The sequence below is a fragment of the Colwellia sp. RE-S-Sl-9 genome (genome assembly GCF_048296855.1).
GTDB lineage: Bacteria > Pseudomonadota > Gammaproteobacteria > Enterobacterales > Alteromonadaceae > Pseudocolwellia.
Genome location: NZ_CP182631.1, coordinates 1922545 through 1941295 on the forward strand (window position 1 = coordinate 1922545; position 18751 = coordinate 1941295).

Below are 18751 nucleotides of genomic sequence, written 5' to 3' on the forward strand. Positions count from 1 at the left end.
GTTATTTAAAAGTAAAGATGCAAGCGTTATATATTTCAAACCAATGTATAAAGTAACGCTTGCCTACCTCTTTCATTAGTTTCGAGTCACTTTATACCTCCTTAAACAAGGTCTCCTTGAGGAAGAAAAATGTCATTCAACAAACAATATATTGTTCCACGAATTTTAATTGCCCTTATGGCTCTCGCTATGGCGGCTGCAACAATCCCTGCATATACTAATCCCACATTTAACCCTGGACTAGCTGATTTGGTTGGTAACGCTCTTTCACTTGGTGAAACAGCGGGCGCATTCCTTGGTCGACAGTTAACGTTAATTATCATAGCCCTTATTGGTGCTGTTATAGGAAAACGTGACCTCGTGATGATCGGTGGTTTTGGTATGATGTTTATGAACGGTCACGATGCGATTTTCATGGGTTTAATGGACGGCCCAATGGCAGCAGCAATTGGAGGGCTTATTTTTTCGATTATAGCTGCAGTAGCCATTTTCCTAGTTTGGCGTACACCAGCAGATAATTAATCCCCTAAGTCGAGTAAGATAAACTCTCTTGTATTGAACACACAACTTATTAATAACAATCGCAGGATTACTGTCACAGACCCCTTACCAATCAAGATGTCTATCTCTGAATACATATTGAATGATAAGGGGTATATATGTGGTTATATAATCAATAAAGATAACCCACTAATAACCCTATTGATTTTCTTTTAATTCAACGTAGAATGTAAATACATTTTGTTATTTCCCTATAAAGGTTTTACATGGAAGTTACGACAACACGATTAAAATCAACTATTGCTCTATTGATTATCAGCTTAAGTTTCTTTATTGGTAGCCAAGTCTGGGCTCAAGCCATATCGCTTGATCAAGCAAAAGCACAGTTAGTAAGTAAATTCGCTAAGTTTATTGATTGGCCTGACGAAAACGAGCAACCTAAATTTATCATTGGTGTTTATGATGATATGGAAAAATATATCTATTTTAGTGATTATTTTGAAAACAAAGGCGTTAAAGGTAAAGATATTGAAGTACGTTTAGTTAAAACATTTAGAGAAGCCAAAGACGCTAATATTTTATATATTGCTTCAGGTAAAAGAAATATTTTAACTTCTGCGAATAATACGCTTAGTAACTCCCATGTTCTAATTATTACTGAAGACCATAAAGATGTTAAAAACACAATGATCGATATTTCTTACGATAAAGAAGAATCAAGTATTGTGTTTAAAGTTAACCAAGAAAATATTACAGATAAAGAATTAATATTTCCTGAATTATCTACTTTCTTAGATAAAAACAATAATACAAACGAAGAAATATTAACATTGGGTCCTACTGCAATTTTAAAGCAAAAGCATAGAAATGAATTACTAGCACTGCAAAAGAAAATAGAACAGCAAGAAAAATCATTAAATCAACTCAATACAAAATTAGAGTTAGGTGAAGAAAATTTAAAAAAATATAGCTTAGTTTTACAAAAAACTACCAAACGTTTAAATAATGCTGAAAAAGAAAGTGATACAAAAAGCCAAGAAATAAACTCTAAAGAACAAAAATTAAAAGAGTTAGAAAAAAAATTACAAGTTCAGATCTCACAGTCAAAAGAGAATAAACAAGAGTCGCCTGTTACCGAAAATACCTTGCTACTTGAAGAACAAGACAAATTAATAACAGAGTTAAGCGAAAAGCTGATACAACAAAAGAAAGTTTCAAATAACAATGCAACTAAATTAGCCAATATAACTAAAGAAAATAAAGCCCTAAGTCACTTTGAATTGTTGTTTTATATCTTTGCCGTTATGACCGTAATTGCTCTGCTTAGCGCATTTGTCATCTGGAAAAAAGCTAAGAACTTGGCCACACAAACCACATCAGAACCTAATAGTGCAAGCAATACATTATTATCCACTCGGGAAGGTCAACTTATAAGGTCAGAAAACTTTGCAGCTTTAGGTTATGTCGCCACCGATATTACCTATGCTGTTAACTTATACTTACTTGATTTAGAGACTGAACTTAAATCAAATAAAGATTTAAAAAGCCTTAATATTTTACAGCCCGTAATTACATTATTAGACAACTTTAACCTAATAGCCGCAGATCAAGATGACACTGAAATTCAGAGTTTTGATGTTATAGCCTATATGCAAAAAATGTTGATGCTTTATGATTTTGAATTTAAACAGGCCGATATTAGTTATAGTTACTTAGGTGAAGAAGCATTAAAAATCAAATCAATACCAAGTTATATTGCAGTAATATTAATCAACCTAATAAATAACTCTTTAAAACACGGTTTTGATAATGAAGGTAATGGTAAAATAACGTTAGAAGCCAAAAAAACAGGTAACGGTGTTAAAATCACGTATTCTGATGATGGCATAGGAATGAATAAAGCTACTTTAGAACAAGTATTTATACCTTTTTTTACTACACGTAAAGAGCGCGGCTATGTGGGTGTAGGTATGAGCACCACCTACGACATAGTTAAAAATAAATTAGCGGGTGATATAAAAATAGAGAGTAAAGAAGGTAAAGGAACAACCGTTATAATTACGCTACCGTAAGTTTTACATATCAATCTTTATAATTAATAACTTATGTCGCTTTAGAAAACGAATAAAATTCTGTTTACTAAAGCGATATAGGTTACATGATACAACTCATCAAATTAAATAAACCTACTCGACACTCAATGTTTTTATTAGAGTGAAAGCTCCTCTTATATCCCCTACATTAAAGCCTATTGCTTTGTCTTCAGGATATAATGCTTTTACTTTATCGTGAACGTCGTTAGAGAGTTTTGTGCCATGGCATGTCAAGCATAAGCCAGCTGTTGGTATTGGTTTCATGTAACGATAAACCGATTTATCGCCACTTTTAATGACTTCAGAGTACTCCATATTCTTCAGGTCTTCCCCTGCTTTTTTTCGCTTTTCAAATTGTTGTAAAACTGAAGTTTCCCATTCATCTGCAATGTTGTTCTCATTTCTCACTCTCAAAGAAGTTCGACCTATATTCCAAGGTGATACAGATGAGTTTTTGTCAGCAATAGGCTTTGCCTGCACATTACAAACCTCTAATGCCTTTAGCGGTCCCTCAGTTTGCATTGCCGTTTTTAATACCTTTTTTAAATCACTTCCAAAAGATTTTACTAAAGAACGTGCTTGCTGAAGCTCTTGATTAGGGAGTGTCTCAATAGCTGCAGCCAAAAAAGGTAATGATATGAGCGTACCAGCGAAAAGTAGCTTTGTAGTTATTGACTTCATTTTTTACCTCATTGCTAACGTGTTTATCTATATTTTGTTTATATTAAAATCATGTACTTAAAAATAATTGAGTAGCTTTTGATAATAATTATTCGTGTTAATCAGTTCATTATGACTGCCTTGGGCAATAACTTTTCCTTGTTCCATCACTATTATTTTGTCCATTTTTTCAAGCATAAAGGGTTTATGAGTGATCAAAAGTAAACTTTTTTGTTGCTGCTCAACATGCGTTAATAAACTATTCATCACTATTTTTTCGTTATTTCTGTCAAGGCCTTTTGTAGGTTCATCTAACACTAAAATTTGCGCCGAGCGAATGAATACTTGCGCCATTTGTAATCGTTGAATTTGGCCACCCGATAAACCTATACCTGTAGAACCTAACCAGGTATTAAAACCATTAGGTAAACTCTCAATGAATTCGAGTAAGTTAACTTGCTTGCAAGCATTACGCATTTCTTCGTTAGTCACATCATGTTTAGCTAAACGTAAATTATCAGCGATACTCGCATCAAAAATATGACCTTGCTGACTCATTAAAGCGATATTTTCGCGTAATGATGCTTGTTTTAATTGACTTAATTCATGATCCGCAATAGAAATTGAACCTGTATTTACACCATTTTCTGTTGGCCAAAACCCCATCAGCAAATTAACTAAGGTTGACTTACCTGCGCCACTCGCACCAACAATAGCGACTTTATCAGCCATTTTTATGGAGAGTGTTATATCCGTTAAACTCGCTTTGGTTTGCTCAGGATAATAAAAAGTAAATTTATCAAATTGAATATCCCCTTGTTGCACTTCTCGGCTTCCTACATCAATGGGTTTATCTTTATCTATAATGGCAAAAAGTCTGGCTGCACTAGCTAAGCTTTGTGGCAGTAGTTGTAATGCAAGTGGCATGCTGCTTACGGTTTCAAAGCTAACCAGTACAAGTAAAATAATGGCAACTAACGATTTACTATCAATCTCACCCGTAGCAAGTTTTGGCAATAAAATGAATAAACAGGCTAACGCCGATAAATGTATAAACAAAAAGATCAGTGCATTTAAAGCGGCATTAATTTTTACTAATTTGTAACGAATATCATAATACTGCTGCGTAATACTAGCGATAGAACGCTGATAACTAATAGCCACTTGATACACTAATAAGGTTTTAACAGCACTAATACCATTAACTAATGTTTCTGTTAGGTGGCTTTCTAAACGTGTTTTTTCTTTTGCTAGTTTTTTAGAAGAGAAATAACTCATCATGGGTAAAACAATAGCGACAATCAACAAAGCGCTAAGCATGAACCAAGCAACCGTTATTGAAAATAATGCCAAAGCATAACAAACAATGGGTACTGAAATGAGGGCAACAAATATAGGTAACAACACCCGTAAATAAAAGTTATCTAAGTTGTCTATGTCTTGCTGTAATCGAGCTAGCAAGTCGCCAGATCTTAAATCCATTTGATAATAAGGCAACAATGGCTCTAGCTGTTGATAAAAATAATGGCGCATATGAGCTAATGCATTAAAAGTAGCTCTATGGGTTAACATTCTTTCGGCGTAACGCCCTGCGGTTCGCACTATTGCTAAAAATCGTATTATCGCTGCAGGCGTAAAGTAGTTAACGGTTATGCCTGTTATACCACCAATCGCCATCAAGGTAATAAACCAACCCGAAATAGCAAGTAAACTAATATTAGCTAATACTGTAATTACAGATAAAAGCGCCCCCAATAACATTAAAGGTAGCTGCGGTTTAAGAAGTTTAATTAAACGGAAAAATATCTTCATATATTAATCTGCTTAGCGTAATAGTTATTTTGAGCGAACAACTCTTGGTGCGTACCTGACTCAATAATTTGGCCTTGTTCAAGTACAATAATATTTTTTGCGTTTATAACCGTATGTAAGCGATGCGCAATAACAATAACAAGATGATCTTTAGCATAAGCATTAATTGACTCAGTAATGATCTGTTCAGTTTGCTGATCTAAATGGCTTGTAGGTTCATCTAAAATAAGTACATCAGGTTGATGATAAAAAACCCGCGCTAATGCGAGCCGTTGTAATTGTCCTCCAGAAAGACCAGCGCCAGACTCACCGACTTGGGTTTCTATACCATTTTCAAGGCTTGATAAATACTCAGCTAAACCCGCTTTAGTAAGTGCTTCATGCACTAAGTCATTATCATAGGTTTCTGACAAAGCGACATTAAAGGCTAATGATCCATGAAACATTTCAGCTTGTTGAGCAATCCAGCCGCAATGTTGTAACCAAGCATCACGATTATCTGATGTTAAAGGAACATGGTTAATAAGCACTTGGCCTGAGTTAGGTTGTACAAAGCCTAATACCATATCAATTAAAGTTGATTTTCCCGAACCACTGTCACCAATAACCGCATATAAACCTTGATCCGCAAAGCTGGTATTTATATTAGTTAAAGCATTCGTGCGATCTGGATAGGCGAAATTGGCTTGCGCTATATCAATAGTAAAAGGTGAACAGAATTCTTGACTGTTATTTTGTTGAGCTTGAGATTTTGTTTGTGCTTGATTAAGAACCTCAACAAGATCCTCAGCAGCAGTAACACCGGCCATTTTTGCGTGATATTGCGTACCTAACTGTCTAAAAGGTAAATAGAACTCGGGCGCTAATAGCAAAACCCATAAGGCAAATACATAATCAACATCGCCGTAATACAAACGAAAACCGAGTACAACAGCAACTAATGCAATAGAAATAGAAGCAAGAAACTCTAAAACAAATGACGAAAGAAATGCTATTTTTAGAATTCCCATGGTTTCGTCACCATAATCATCACTAATGGTTTTAACAGCAGCTATTTCTCTGCGCGAGGCATTGAATATTTTAAGCTGAGTTAAACCTTGAATAATATCAAGAAAATGACTACTCATACGCTGAAGCTTAGTCCAATGTTCTTGGTTTAAACGTTGTGCTTTATGACCGATTAAAATCATAAAAAACGGCACCATAGGCGCAGTAAATAATAAAATTAATCCCGATTGCCAATCGATAGGAAATACGGCAATCAATATAGCGAAAGGAATAACCGCACAATAAGCGATTACCGGTAGGTATCCAGCAAAGTAGTCTTCTAACGAATCGATTCCTTGATTAAGTAAACTGGCTAATTTTGCACTACCTTTAGTTTGCGTATAACTAGGCCCTAATTGAAACAAGCGATGCAATAAACGTGAACGAATATTAGCTTTAATCAACATAGCGCCACGGTGGCTATAACATTCGCTAAAATAACCAAATACAGCACGAATAAAAATAACAGCCACTAATACAAAGCTAACTTGAGTAAGCGTAAATGTTGGTTCTTCTTCGCTCGTAAATATAACAATATCAATTAAATAAGCTAATATTGCCGTTTGTAGGATCATTAACAAACCACTTAATGATCCTAATGCTATCGCTCGACTTAATCTGCCATGGGCATGTTTTTTTTGAGCTTTGAGCCAGCCATTAACTTGTTTCTTTTGTTGTTCAGTTTTCTCTTTCATTTAACTCACTTTATTCTCTGCTATCACTGAACGCTGGCTCGTTTTCTAACGTAAAAAAAACGATAGAATTAATCGTCGTTATTTTGATCATCAGCCACGTTATCTACATGCTGCTCCATCTCATACCACATGACATTAATGATCCCAAAAGACACGGCAAGTAAAACACCTAAAATCCAACTAAAATACCACATACATAATTCCTCTAAACTGACTTAATATATTCTGAGCTAATACGCGGTGTGATTATTTTGCTCAATTTCTTCAATCGTAACGGTACGCCACATTTTTCGGTAACACCAAAAGGTGTAACCTAAAATAATTGGTGTAAAAACAGCAACAACCATTAACATTAAACCTAAGGTACCTTCACTTGATACAGTATCCCACATCAATAAGCTATGATTCGGTTGGCTGCTTGAAGGCATAACAAATGGGAACATAGCGATACCTGCCGTTAAAATAACGCCCGCAATTGTTAACGAACTAGCCAATAAAGCTGTAGTTTTTACTGAGGTACTTTTATTTTTGATACCTAATAGAAAAGCAGCGACTAATGGCATAAATACACCGGTAAACGGCACTAGCCACAATATTGGGTTTTCAACAAAGTTTGTTAACCAAACACCAGAACCAGTACTGACTTCTTTAGTGGTTGGCTGCGCTTGTCCCATAGTATCGATAGTACTAACAACTGAGTAACCATCAACACTTTGCCAAACCATAACACCAGCAAGAGCAAACGTAATCGCTAAAACCACAGCTACAACACGACCAATATTGGCTGAGCGCTGTGCGACATCAGCATCTGTTCTTAGCACCAACCAAGTCGAGCCATGTAGCAACATCATACATACACTTATGACACCCGTTAATAATGTGAAAGGCGTAAACAAAGCAAAAAATGATCCTGTGTAAGTTACTCGCATTAATGAATCGAATCCAAAAGGTACACCTTGTAATAAGTTACCAAAGGCAACACCAAATACTAACGGCGGCACCATCGAGCCGACAAACAAAGCTTTATCCCAGTTAGTACGCCATTTGTCAGACTCTATTTTACTGCGATAGTCGAATGCTAACGGTCTTAAAAACAAACTAAAAAGTGTTAGCATCATCGCAAAATAAAATCCGCTAAACGCTGTGGCATACACTAAGGGCCAAGCAGCAAAAAGTGATGCACCTGCAGTAATAAGCCATACTTGGTTTCCGTCCCAATGAGCGCCTACCGTGTTAATAACCACACGACTTTCAACATCTTTTTTGGCAACAAACGGAAGCAAACCACCTACTCCCATATCCATACCATCAGTTACGGCAAAACCGATAAAAAGAAAGCCGATCAGACCCCACCATATAAATTTTAATGTTTCGTAATCAAACATATATTGCTCCTTAAGAATTCTGACTGCGAAGACCAGACGTTAACTCTGGTGTTTTTTCAAAATGATAACGCCCTGTATGTAATGAACTAGGACCTAATCGAGCAAACTTAACCATTAAATACATTTCGATAATAAATAAAATGGTATAAACAACAATAAAGGCAATAAGAGAAAACAGTACATCGCCAACCGCTAGATCTGAAGTCGACAAAAAGGTCGGTAATACTTCACTAATCGCCCAAGGTTGACGACCAAACTCAGCCACAAACCAGCCTGTTTCTATGGCTATCCATGGCAGTGGTAAAGCAAACAGTAATGATTTTAATAACCAAGGTTTAGTCTCTATTTCACGACGAGCATTAAAGTAAAAAGCTAAAACAAAAAGTAATAACATTACTACACCACAACCAACCATTACTCTAAATGCCCAAAACACAGGAGCAACTGGCGGAGTAGAGTCTTTAACCGCCTGTTGAATTTGTTCTTCGGTGGCATCAACTACATTATTGGTATAGCGTTTAAGTAAAAGTCCGTAACCTAAGTCATGTTTAGTCTCATTAAAGCGAGCAATGTTTTCAGGCGTTTCTTCACCATTACGTAACTTAGTTAAATATTCATAAGCGATCATGCCATTACGAATACGAGGTTCATGGGCTTTTTGTAAGTCACGTAAACCAATCACTTTTTCATCTAAAGAACGAGTCGCAATAATTCCCAAAACATAAGGTATTTTTACCGCATAATCGGTTTCCATCGTTTCATCGTTTGGTAAACCGACTAAAGTAAATGCAGCGGGGGCAGGCTCTGTATGATATTCGGCTTCAATTGCAGCAAGTTTTACCTTTTGTACTTCTCCTGTTTCATATCCAGACTCATCACCTAGTAAAATAACCGATAAAATGGCTGCTAAACCAAAACCGGCAGCAACCGAAAAAGAACGTTTAGCAAAAGCTACATCTCGGCCTTTCAGTAAGTAATAACTACTAATACTTAAAACAAACATTGACCCAGCAACATAGCCACCAGCAACGGTATGAATAAATTTAACCTGAGCAACAGGGTTAAAAATAATTTCACTAAAGCTCACTAACTCCATGCGCATGGTCATGTAATTAAATTCACTACCAATAGGGTTTTGCATCCAACCATTGGCGATTAATATCCATAACGCAGACAAGTTAGTGCCTAATGCCATTAGGAAAGTCCCTATTAAGTGCTGTCGTTTACTTAAGCGATCCCAACCTAAAAAGAACATACCCACAAAGGTAGATTCAAGGAAAAAAGCCATCAAGCCTTCAATGGCTAATGGCGCACCAAAAACATCACCCACATAATGAGAGTAATATGACCAGTTGGTACCAAACTCAAACTCCATCGTGAGGCCAGTAGCCACACCAATGGCAAAGTTAATACCAAATAACTTGCCCCAAAACTTGGTCATGTCACGATAAATTTCGCGGCCAGTCATCACGTAAACCGACTCCATGATGAACAAAATCCAAGTTAAACCTAAAGTTAGTGGTACAAACAAAAAATGAAATAATGCCGTAACAGCAAACTGCCACCGCGATAGTTCTACTAGGGTTTCACTTATCATACTCATTACTCTCGTTATTGCTCTTTTGTGTTAAAAAACATATTACTATGGCTTGAGCTAGCTTTGGTTTCTATCTAACTAATCATTGATTGAAATCAATAGTTTTTCAAATTCTCTTTTTAAATAAAATTAATGCTCTTATTAATCGATAAAAATAAGGTTCAACAACTTTATTCAGCAGCTCAGTATTTTCTGTACTTCATTAATTAACTACTTAAAAAGCAACAAAGATGCCACAAGACAAAACAAAATTAAAACCTATAAAAAACAGTTTATTAACACTTACAATAAGAATATTTCAGATAAAAACCTTTCAATAGAGACATAAATGACATTAAATAAAAACATCAAAGTCATAAATGTCACAAACAAGCAGGTAATCGTGGTAAATCAAACCATTCAAGCAATAATAGAATCAATTGAAAAACCAGCGATTACCAGTAAAAAAGGCTTAGTTTGTATGGCAAATGGCGGCACCCTATTTTTAGATGAAATTGGCGATATCCCCTTAAACTTACAAGTAAAGTTATTACGATTACTGGAAACAGGATATTACCGACGAGTTGGCAGTACTGAAAAGCAAAAAGCCAATTTTAGGCTAATTTGTGCAAGCCATAAGAACATAGAAGAAATGGTAGAACAAGGAGAGTTTAGAGAAGATTTATATTATCGAATTGACGCTTTTCCTATTCACTTACCCACATTAAAAGAAAGAAAAACCGATATTCCATTACTCGCCGAACATTTATTACTAAAAAGTGAATTTCCAACTAAAAAGTTTTCACCCGAGGCATTAAACGCATTAACCCTTTATCATTACCCCGGCAATGTACGAGAGCTTAAAAACATTGTTCAACGCAGTGCTTTACTGAGTGATGATGATTTAATTACTATTGAATCATTACCACAAAAAATTATTGTCTTAAATCAAACACAAAACAGTACTACAAACCTCATCTCAAATGAAAAAAAACACATTACTGACTTGCTTAAACAATACGGTAACCAACCTAAAGTTATTGCTGAAAAATTAGAAATAAGTGTGAGAACGCTATACAGAAAGTTACAAAAGCACGAGTTAAATATAAAAAATTAATTATTAATAGAAGATAACCGTAAGCATAGGAATTCGTTCAGATTGATTTAGGAAAGTTAAGTAACACTGAGTTAATTAAGTTATATACCCGTTACCAATCAAGATACGTATTTCAGAATACTTAAGCGATATTACTTCTTCGATGGCTCTAAAAACAATTTATACCAAACACATTAATGAATTGACCTATTTTATACGACGAATAAATGGTCAAATACATAGGTTCATCGTTCCAGACTGAACCTAAGCACATACTTCCTGTAGGTGAGACATTTATTTTAATAACGAGTTGTTTTAATAATTAAATAAATCACGATGTCATTGGCCATTGCGATTAGTATTAAACCTTACACTGACTTTGCCGCTTTATATTCTGAATGCATAAAACCCCATACGGAGAGAATACCCACAGCAGAAATTAAAATTAACATATTCATAAAGCTAGACCAGCCACCGGCACTATCAGCTAATCTACCGCCAACAAAGCCAAATGTAGCACTTGCAGCAAAACCAAAAGCATCAATTAAACACACGAGTTTCGCGCTATGTGGTCCGCCATATTCAATAGAGAATATTGACATAGGTAAGTAATAAGCCGGTGATATTGAAAAAGCGAATAAGAAAATAGCCGTTAGCGCCACCAAATAATTAACTTCGTTACTAAAAGCAAACCAAGATAAATACTTCAACGTTAGTACACTCAGTAAACTAATAGTTAACGCTATGGTTAGAACGGTTCTAATGCCCTTTTTGGAGAAGCGATCATAAAACGCGATAGAAGCTAATAGCCCACCTAAAGAACCTATTGGGAATATAGTAGAAGCCATTGCAGCTTGCGAAGGTGTTAGCTTGTAGCTTTCCATCAAGTAAACCGCTACAAAATCTAAAAATGCCATCATACAAGTTAGCATCATCAACATGATCACCACTAACCAAACTCGTGGGCTTTTAGCAAAAGCGAGCATTCCACCCATCATGCTAGTGCCTTCCAGCGGATGATTGTACTTATTATCAAGGGCTTGTTTTGATGCTAAGGCTAGTTCAATTTCTTCAGGACTTGCATTAGTGTTGTCATTTTCACCTTCATTATCTTTAAAGAAATTAGGGTTTTCAGGCTTTTCTTTTAAGAAAATATAACACCCTAAAAATATAACCAAAGCAAAAACAGCAGCGATAATGGCCACTGTTCGCCAATGCATAAAGCTTAATAACCAACCAAAAAATAAAGTAGCAAGTACAACACTAAAACGCGAACTGGTTGATAAAATACTCCATACTCTTCCGTAATGATGAGGATGATACCAATCGCCTACTAACTTAGTCATACCCGGCCAGCCAGCTGATTTAGTAAGGTAAAGTAAAAAGGCAAATACTGAAAATACCATCACATTAGGTGAAAACCCAAAGGCAATAATAAATAACGCAGTAAGTAACACACCAGCTAAAAAGGTAAAACGTCCGCCAATTTTATCAGCAAGAGGTCCCCAAATAAGTTTTCCCACCAGAGCACCTAAAGTACCGTATGCGGCAAAGTCCCCTAAGTTTGTTTTTGTTAAGCCCAAAGTCTCATCAGCAAGCATAGCAGGGCTGAGAATGGTGATCATTTGTCGACAGATCATCATGGCGGCATAACCCAAATACATATAGATAAGGATGTTTAATTGTTTAGGAGGTCTACTAGACATAATTTCTCGTTGAACGCTGTAATATAGTTTCTGACGCTGCTATAAAACTCTGGTTCTGTTGGTGTGAATTAACATTAACTGTACATGCACTATGATATTCAATTGTTTACGTAAAACTGACGTATATACTCATAGCTCAATTCAATTAAATTCTTATTTTTATATTTTTACTTAAAGCCGTTCTGGAAAGTTACTAAAAACACCATCAACACCTAAAGCTTTCACTTTAGCAATGTCATCGTATTCATTAACTGTCCAAACATATACTTTCAAACCTTTTTCATGTGCATCATTTACAAAATCTTGATTAATAAAATCTAAGCTCAAATTAACAGAATCTGCTTGAAGTTGAACAGCACATTCACTATACGAAAGTGGAACACCTTCAATTAATGCTCCAATCGATATTTCAGGATAATGCTGTTTAAACTTACTTAATTCGTGATGATCAAATGAAGAAACCATAAAGTCACTTTCAGCCCAGCCTTTCGTTTTTATATATTTTTTAATAACTTGGATAGTGGCTAATGCAGTGTCTTTACCTTTTAGCTCAACGTTCACGATAACTTTCTTATCTATAACGTCTAAAACTTCCTCAAGAGTGGGTACAAGTTCACCTTTACCCGCATCAAGAACTCTTAACTCGGCAAAGGTTTTATCTTCTGTATAACCTTTACCATTTGTCGTTCTATCAACTTTATCATCGTGCATAACAATAACTTCACCTGTTTTGCACACATAAACATCTAACTCTATAGCATCTACATTTAACGCCAATGCTTTTATAAAAGACCGAATGGTATTTTCAGGCTCATGCCCCATTGCGCCACGATGGCCTATTTTTAAAACGTTTTTATCCAAAATTCAATTCTCATTATTCTTTAATAATTACTTTCAACACGAACAATAAAGTAAATAAAAGCCTTTCATTTCAATCTAAGTTTAGCATTAAGCTTCTCTATATTGGTAAATATCTTAACAACACTTCTTTCTGTATCGTAGAAAATTCGGCATTATTCCCGCAATACAACCACAAAACAAGAACTTTCACACAAACTTAATAAGCAAAGCAATAAGTTCATCGGTTTTACCACAAAGTTAGAGAACGAATAATTTTTCACAAATAAACCGCTTGAAACTGCCCCCTTATTTGCTTCATTTGTTATAATCCCCCAAACGATCATTCAAACGGTTCCTTTGAGATCGTAAAAAACAGGTTAAGTAACTACGTTTCTTCTACCTATACTCTGTATATTTTTAATATATAAGTATGTTGTTACAGAACAATTAAGGCAAAACTTAAAGACAAAGTATCTAACAGTAAATTTCGAAGCTAATGGCCATTGAAAGTTATTTTATGGTTTGCTGCTAAGGGGAAAATATCGCTGTTGAAGAAGCTCTGTCTTAAATGAGTACTTAATATTTTTAGGAACAATAAATACAAAGGATACATATGTCTCACATAAAAAGACCTACTAAAACAGTATTAACTGTAGCAGTAGCGCTTGCATTGAGTAATGGTGCAATTCAGGCTCAAGAAAATAATGTAGAAAAAAAGAAGCTGACAGTGATCGCCAACTCGAAAGAATAATTGTTACATCAACCCGCCGCTCTGAAAACCAACAAGAAGTTCCACTTGCTGTTCAAGCAATGAGCGGTCAAAAGCTCCAAGAACTTGGTATTGATAGTTTTGAAGATTACGTTGCTTTACTTCCAGGTGTTAGTTCAGAAGGTCAAGGTCCGGGTAAACAAGAAACTTATATCCGTGGTGTTTCTGCAGGACGTGCAGATGTCAGGCTTGCAGGTATCGGCGGCGAACCAAGTGTAGCTTTTTACCTTGATGAGGCCCCTATCACAACACCAGGCCGTAATATTGATTTATATGCCGTAGATCTACAACGAGTAGAAGTATTAAAAGGCCCCCAAGGTACATTATTTGGTGCTAGTTCACAGGCCGGTACTGTACGTCTTATTTCTAACAAACCAGATTTAACTGACTTCAGAGCTGGTGGCGAATTAGGTATATCGTCAACGAAGAGTGGTGGCATCAGTAATAAAACAGAAGGCTTCGTTAACATTCCTCTTGTAGAAGACGTATTTGCAATCAGACTTGCGGGTTATAGCTCAACTGATGCCGGTTTTATTGATAACCAGCTTGCAACCACTAAGATACCACTAACAAACCCAGGCTTAGGTGGAACCGTTCCTTCATCTCGATTAGAAGTAACTAACGGCATATATGCAAAAGACGATTACAACGAAGCAACCTACAGTGGCATGAGAGCCAGTGCGTTATGGCAAATCAACAACGAATGGGATTTGTTAGTACAACATACAAGCCAGCAACTTGATATTGAAGGTTCTTTTGAATATGACCCATCAATCAGTACAGATGATGACTTAAACGTAACGACCTTTTCACCTGTTGAAGGTGACGATGAAGTTAACCTAACACAATGGACTGTGAATGGTATGCTTGGTGATCTTGAAGTGATCTACAACGGTTCATATACTGACCGTACCTATCAAGGTAATACTGATTACACAGCTTACATCGAAGTAGGCCCTTACGTACCTTATTATACTTGTGCCTCTGGTTACGATGAATGTTTTAGCCCAGTAATGACCACATCAGAGCAATTTGAAACTAAACGTTCTGTTCATGAGATCCGTGTTTCTACTAATGCTGAAGATCGTTTAAGAGCTATTGGTGGGGTTTTCTATGATGATCAACAACTTAACAGCTTAACTGATTTTAACTATGCCGGTTCTGTTCAAGCAGGTTTTTCACCAAACTTTCCTATACCAGGTGCCTTTACTAATACAGACGGCAGTGCTCGCCCTGCAGGTGTAACTTATTTCAATGATTACCAATCAGATCGTGAAGAAGTCTCCGTATTTGGTGAAATAGCTTACGACGTGACTGACGATGTAACGGTAACTCTCGGCGCTAGACATTATGAAATTGAAATAGGACTTAAAGGCCAATCTCCTTTCGGACAAAAAGCAGCGGGACCAGAAGCTGATGCAGGAACCAATGTAGATAAAAACCTTGCCGGCAAAACGCCAGCAACGTTATCAGGAACCATTTACAAAGGTAATATCCGTTGGAAAATGGATGAGAATACAATGTTCTATGCAACCTACTCTGAAGGCTTCCGAGGTGGTGGATTCAACCGTACGTTTGGCACTGGAGACATTCCTGCGACTTTTGATACTGATGATGTAGTGAGTATAGAATTAGGTTGGAAAACAACTTGGTTAGACAATACTTTACGTTTTAACGGTGCAATATATAATGCTGACTTCACTGATCTTCAACAAGGTGTTCTTGATCTAAGTATAGCTAAAAGCTCATTTTTTGATAATGTTGGCTCAGCCGAAATTAACGGCCTTGAATTTGAACTAAATTGGACCGCTAACGACTACTTAGATCTATTCGGTTCATTCAGTTATATTGATTCTGAATTAACAGATATACCAGATACGCTTATTAATATTGCTCCTGTAGGTTCAAATCTACCTTACGCTCCTGAAACGGAAGGTGTAATTGGCGCTCGTATCTACCAAGAAGCCGATGATTTTTCTGTTGTTTATCAAGCTGTTTTCAAATGGACAGATTCACGCTTCAACAGTTTAGTTGCTGATGACCGTGTTGAGTTACCATCTTATAATCAACTTAACTTATCAGCGAGTATAAGCAAAGACGACTGGAGAGCAACTTTCTTCATCGATAATGCGACAGACTCGTTAGGTCAAGTAGCTGCTGGTTCTGCGGATAACGTGTTCAGAGTCTCTCCAACTAGACCACGTACTATTGGTTTTAGAGTAAGTTACGACTATTAACATTTAAAAATTATGTAAGGTTGGCGTGTAAAATCGCCAACCTTTTTTAATTTTTGCTTATATAAAACATTCAACACACAATACACCTGATATTCACTGGACATTACTTTGCCTGAACAATTAAATACTCAACAACCTGAACAGATTATTAAAAAGTCTCAGCAATTGATCCAAAAAGGTCAACTTAATGAAGCCGCTGAAAATCTTAATAATATGCTTAATGAACATCCAGAACATATTGAAGGTATTTATTGTCTTGCGGTGTGTCAGCGCAAACAAAAAAAATATAACGAATCTATGGATAACCTTAACCAAGTACTGGTCAAAGTTCCCGAGCATGCAAGAGCGTATCAAGAACAAGGTTATATTTATAAAGCCTTAGGCGAAACCTCAAAAGCTATTGCTGTTTTTGATAAAGCCGTCACTTTAAACCCTGCCTTATTTGGAAGTTGGCGTGTGTTGGCTAATGAGCCTAGTTATTCAAAAAAGCTTGAAGCTAAAAAACATTTTGATTGGCTATCTAGCTTACCGCCTGAATTAGTTTCTGTTTCAAGCTTAATTTATCAAAAACATTTACACAAAGCTGAATGGCTATGCCGTCACTTTTTAAAAGATAACCCGCATCACCCCGAAGCAATGCGCTTATTAGCGGAGTTAGGTTCAAAATTCCAAGTGTTTGACGATGCTGAATTCTTATTAGCAAGCTGTCTTGAGTTTGAACCAAAATATCACAGAGCACGTTTAGACTATGTTAATGTTTTGCATAAACGTCAAAAGTTTAATAAAGCATTAGAACAAGCAAAAATCCTTTTAGCGGCAGATCCTAATAATTCGAATTTCAAAATAGCATTAGGTAATGCCCAACAAGCAACAGGCGATTTTGCTGCGGCTATAGATACTTTTGAAACAGTTTTACAAAGTAATCCAAACAATCACTCCATTCACTTAACACTAGGGCATGCCCTTAAAACTATGGGCCGAGTTGAAGATGCTATCACTGTTTATCGAAATGCCTATACTAGCAAGCCTGATTTTGGCGATGCATTTTGGAGTTTAGCTAACCTAAAAACTTACCGATTTACTGAAGAAGAACGCCAACAAATGCGAGAACAAGAGGCAAGTTCTGAAATTTCAGTAAATGATAGAGTTCACTTTTGTTTCGCTATAGGAAAAGACCTAGAAGACAGAAAAGAATTCGATGAAGCGTTCACTTTTTATCATAGAGGCAACAAGCTAAAAAATGAGCTAGACAAATTTGATAGCAAAAGTCTTGATACCTTATTTGATATTCAAAAAAGCGACTTCGATGCAGACTTTTTTGAACGTAATAAAGAAGCTGGTTGCCAAGCGCCAGATCCTATATTTATTGTTGGGCTACCACGTGCAGGCTCAACCTTATTAGAACAAATTCTCTCGTCACACTCACAAGTAGATGGCACTATGGAATTAGCCAATATCATAGGTTTAGCTCATCGTTTAGGTGGACGAAAGTTAAAACAAGAAATACCTAAATACCCAGGTATTCTTAAAAAAATATCAGCTGAAGACATCAAAAAAATGGGTGACCTTTATATTGAAGAAACTCAACATCATCGCCAAGGTGGAATGTTTTTTATTGATAAAATGCCAAACAACTTTCGGCATATCGCCCTAATACATTTAATTTTACCTAACGCCAAAATTATAGACGCAAGACGCCATCCAATGTCTTGTTGCTTTAGTGGTTTCAAACAGTTATTTGGTGAAGGACAACAGTTCTCTTATGATCTTGAAGATATTGGACATTATTACCAAAGTTATGTCGATATTATGGAGCATTGGGACAAAGAGTTACCCGGTAAAATATTACGTGTTCAGTACGAAGATGTAGTTGCCGATTTAGAAACTCAAGTACGTCGTATACTCGATTATTGTGGATTGCCTTTTGAGCAAGCTTGTATCGATTTTCATACCAACAAACGTGCCGTACGTACACCAAGCTCTGAGCAAGTTCGACAACCTATTTATCAAAGTGGTTTAGAGCAATGGCGCAATTATGAAGCACATCTTGGACCTTTGAAAAAAGCACTTAAACAAGCAGACTAACTCTCATACATTTACCTGAAATTCGGTTAGAGTAAATTAATAACCTTGCCATCAAAAAAACTTAAAAAGTAAACTTTAACCAAAAAGCTTCACATACAAAAAGCCTAACTAAATGGAGCATGTTCATCGTTAGGCTTTTATTTATATATTCGTTTTCTTATATACCCGTTATCATTCAAGATACAGGTTTCAGTGGGAACTAAAAACAATTTAGGCACAGATTTCACGTTCCAAACGAAATCTAAGGTC

The 18751-nt window shown here is 36.2% G+C and carries 14 protein-coding genes; 6 read left to right on the top strand and 8 right to left on the bottom strand.

The window, feature by feature from the left end:
- Positions 1-129: 129 nt before the first annotated feature.
- Together ACM9HF_RS08220 and ACM9HF_RS08225 are read left to right on the top strand one after the other, a co-directional pair.
- Positions 130-522 (top strand): hypothetical protein, encoded by a 393-nt coding sequence (locus tag ACM9HF_RS08220; RefSeq protein WP_473617137.1) that lies wholly within the window; start codon positions 130-132, stop codon positions 520-522.
- A gap of 245 nt (positions 523-767) precedes the next feature.
- A complete protein-coding gene (locus tag ACM9HF_RS08225; RefSeq protein WP_473617141.1) occupies positions 768-2573 on the top strand; it encodes a YfiR/HmsC family protein in 1806 nt (601 codons plus the stop codon).
- A 114-nt stretch (positions 2574-2687) separates the two neighbouring features.
- Here the strand turns inward: ACM9HF_RS08225 and ACM9HF_RS08230 are convergent, their stop codons facing one another.
- The 6 genes from ACM9HF_RS08230 to ACM9HF_RS08255 form a co-directional block, all read right to left on the bottom strand.
- Positions 2688-3275 (bottom strand): Tll0287-like domain-containing protein, encoded by a 588-nt coding sequence (locus ACM9HF_RS08230; RefSeq protein WP_473617143.1) that lies wholly within the window; start codon positions 3273-3275, stop codon positions 2688-2690.
- Between the two features lie 57 nt (positions 3276-3332).
- Positions 3333-5066, bottom strand: a complete 1734-nt coding sequence (gene cydC / locus ACM9HF_RS08235) for a thiol reductant ABC exporter subunit CydC (protein WP_473617148.1) — start codon at positions 5064-5066, stop codon at positions 3333-3335.
- Positions 5063-6808: a thiol reductant ABC exporter subunit CydD gene (cydD, locus tag ACM9HF_RS08240; protein WP_473617152.1), complete on the bottom strand. Its 1746-nt coding sequence runs from the start codon at positions 6806-6808 to the stop codon at positions 5063-5065. The genes cydC and cydD overlap by 4 nt, the downstream gene beginning before the upstream one ends.
- Before the next feature lie 68 nt (positions 6809-6876).
- A complete protein-coding gene (gene cydX / locus ACM9HF_RS08245; protein WP_076419258.1) occupies positions 6877-7002 on the bottom strand; it encodes a cytochrome bd-I oxidase subunit CydX in 126 nt (41 codons plus the stop codon).
- A gap of 36 nt (positions 7003-7038) precedes the next feature.
- Entirely contained in the window at positions 7039-8193 is a 1155-nt protein-coding gene (gene cydB, locus ACM9HF_RS08250; protein ID WP_473617159.1) for a cytochrome d ubiquinol oxidase subunit II, read from the bottom strand.
- A 10-nt stretch (positions 8194-8203) separates the two neighbouring features.
- Positions 8204-9790, bottom strand: a complete 1587-nt coding sequence (locus ACM9HF_RS08255) for a cytochrome ubiquinol oxidase subunit I (protein WP_473618272.1) — start codon at positions 9788-9790, stop codon at positions 8204-8206.
- A gap of 328 nt (positions 9791-10118) precedes the next feature.
- On the opposite strand from ACM9HF_RS08255, the gene ACM9HF_RS08260 reads away from it, so the two are divergent.
- Positions 10119-10886, top strand: coding sequence for a sigma 54-interacting transcriptional regulator (locus ACM9HF_RS08260; RefSeq protein ID WP_473617162.1), 768 nt, complete (start codon positions 10119-10121; stop codon positions 10884-10886).
- A gap of 347 nt (positions 10887-11233) precedes the next feature.
- On the opposite strand, the gene ACM9HF_RS08265 is transcribed toward ACM9HF_RS08260, so the two are convergent.
- Both ACM9HF_RS08265 and ACM9HF_RS08270 read right to left on the bottom strand, forming a co-directional pair.
- Positions 11234-12571 carry an MFS transporter gene (locus ACM9HF_RS08265; RefSeq protein ID WP_473617166.1) on the bottom strand — a complete coding sequence of 446 codons (1338 nt, stop codon included), beginning with the start codon at positions 12569-12571 and terminating at the stop codon, positions 11234-11236.
- 171 nt (positions 12572-12742) lie between these two features.
- Positions 12743-13432 carry a glycerophosphodiester phosphodiesterase gene (locus ACM9HF_RS08270; RefSeq protein WP_473617170.1) on the bottom strand — a complete coding sequence of 230 codons (690 nt, stop codon included), beginning with the start codon at positions 13430-13432 and terminating at the stop codon, positions 12743-12745.
- 592 nt (positions 13433-14024) lie between these two features.
- Here ACM9HF_RS08270 and ACM9HF_RS08275 point away from each other — a divergent pair.
- From ACM9HF_RS08275 to ACM9HF_RS08285, 3 genes are all read left to right on the top strand, one after another.
- Complete coding sequence (locus ACM9HF_RS08275) at positions 14025-14162, top strand: hypothetical protein (RefSeq protein WP_473617174.1); 138 nt, start codon at positions 14025-14027, stop codon at positions 14160-14162.
- Complete coding sequence (locus ACM9HF_RS08280) at positions 14162-16417, top strand: TonB-dependent receptor (protein WP_473618273.1); 2256 nt, start codon at positions 14162-14164, stop codon at positions 16415-16417. The genes ACM9HF_RS08275 and ACM9HF_RS08280 overlap by 1 nt, the downstream gene beginning before the upstream one ends.
- Positions 16418-16525: 108 nt before the next feature.
- The gene (locus ACM9HF_RS08285) at positions 16526-18502 is read left to right on the top strand and encodes a tetratricopeptide repeat-containing sulfotransferase family protein (protein WP_473617178.1); all 1977 of its coding nucleotides are present in this window, start codon (positions 16526-16528) and stop codon (positions 18500-18502) included.
- The last annotated feature ends 249 nt before the right edge of the window (positions 18503-18751 follow it).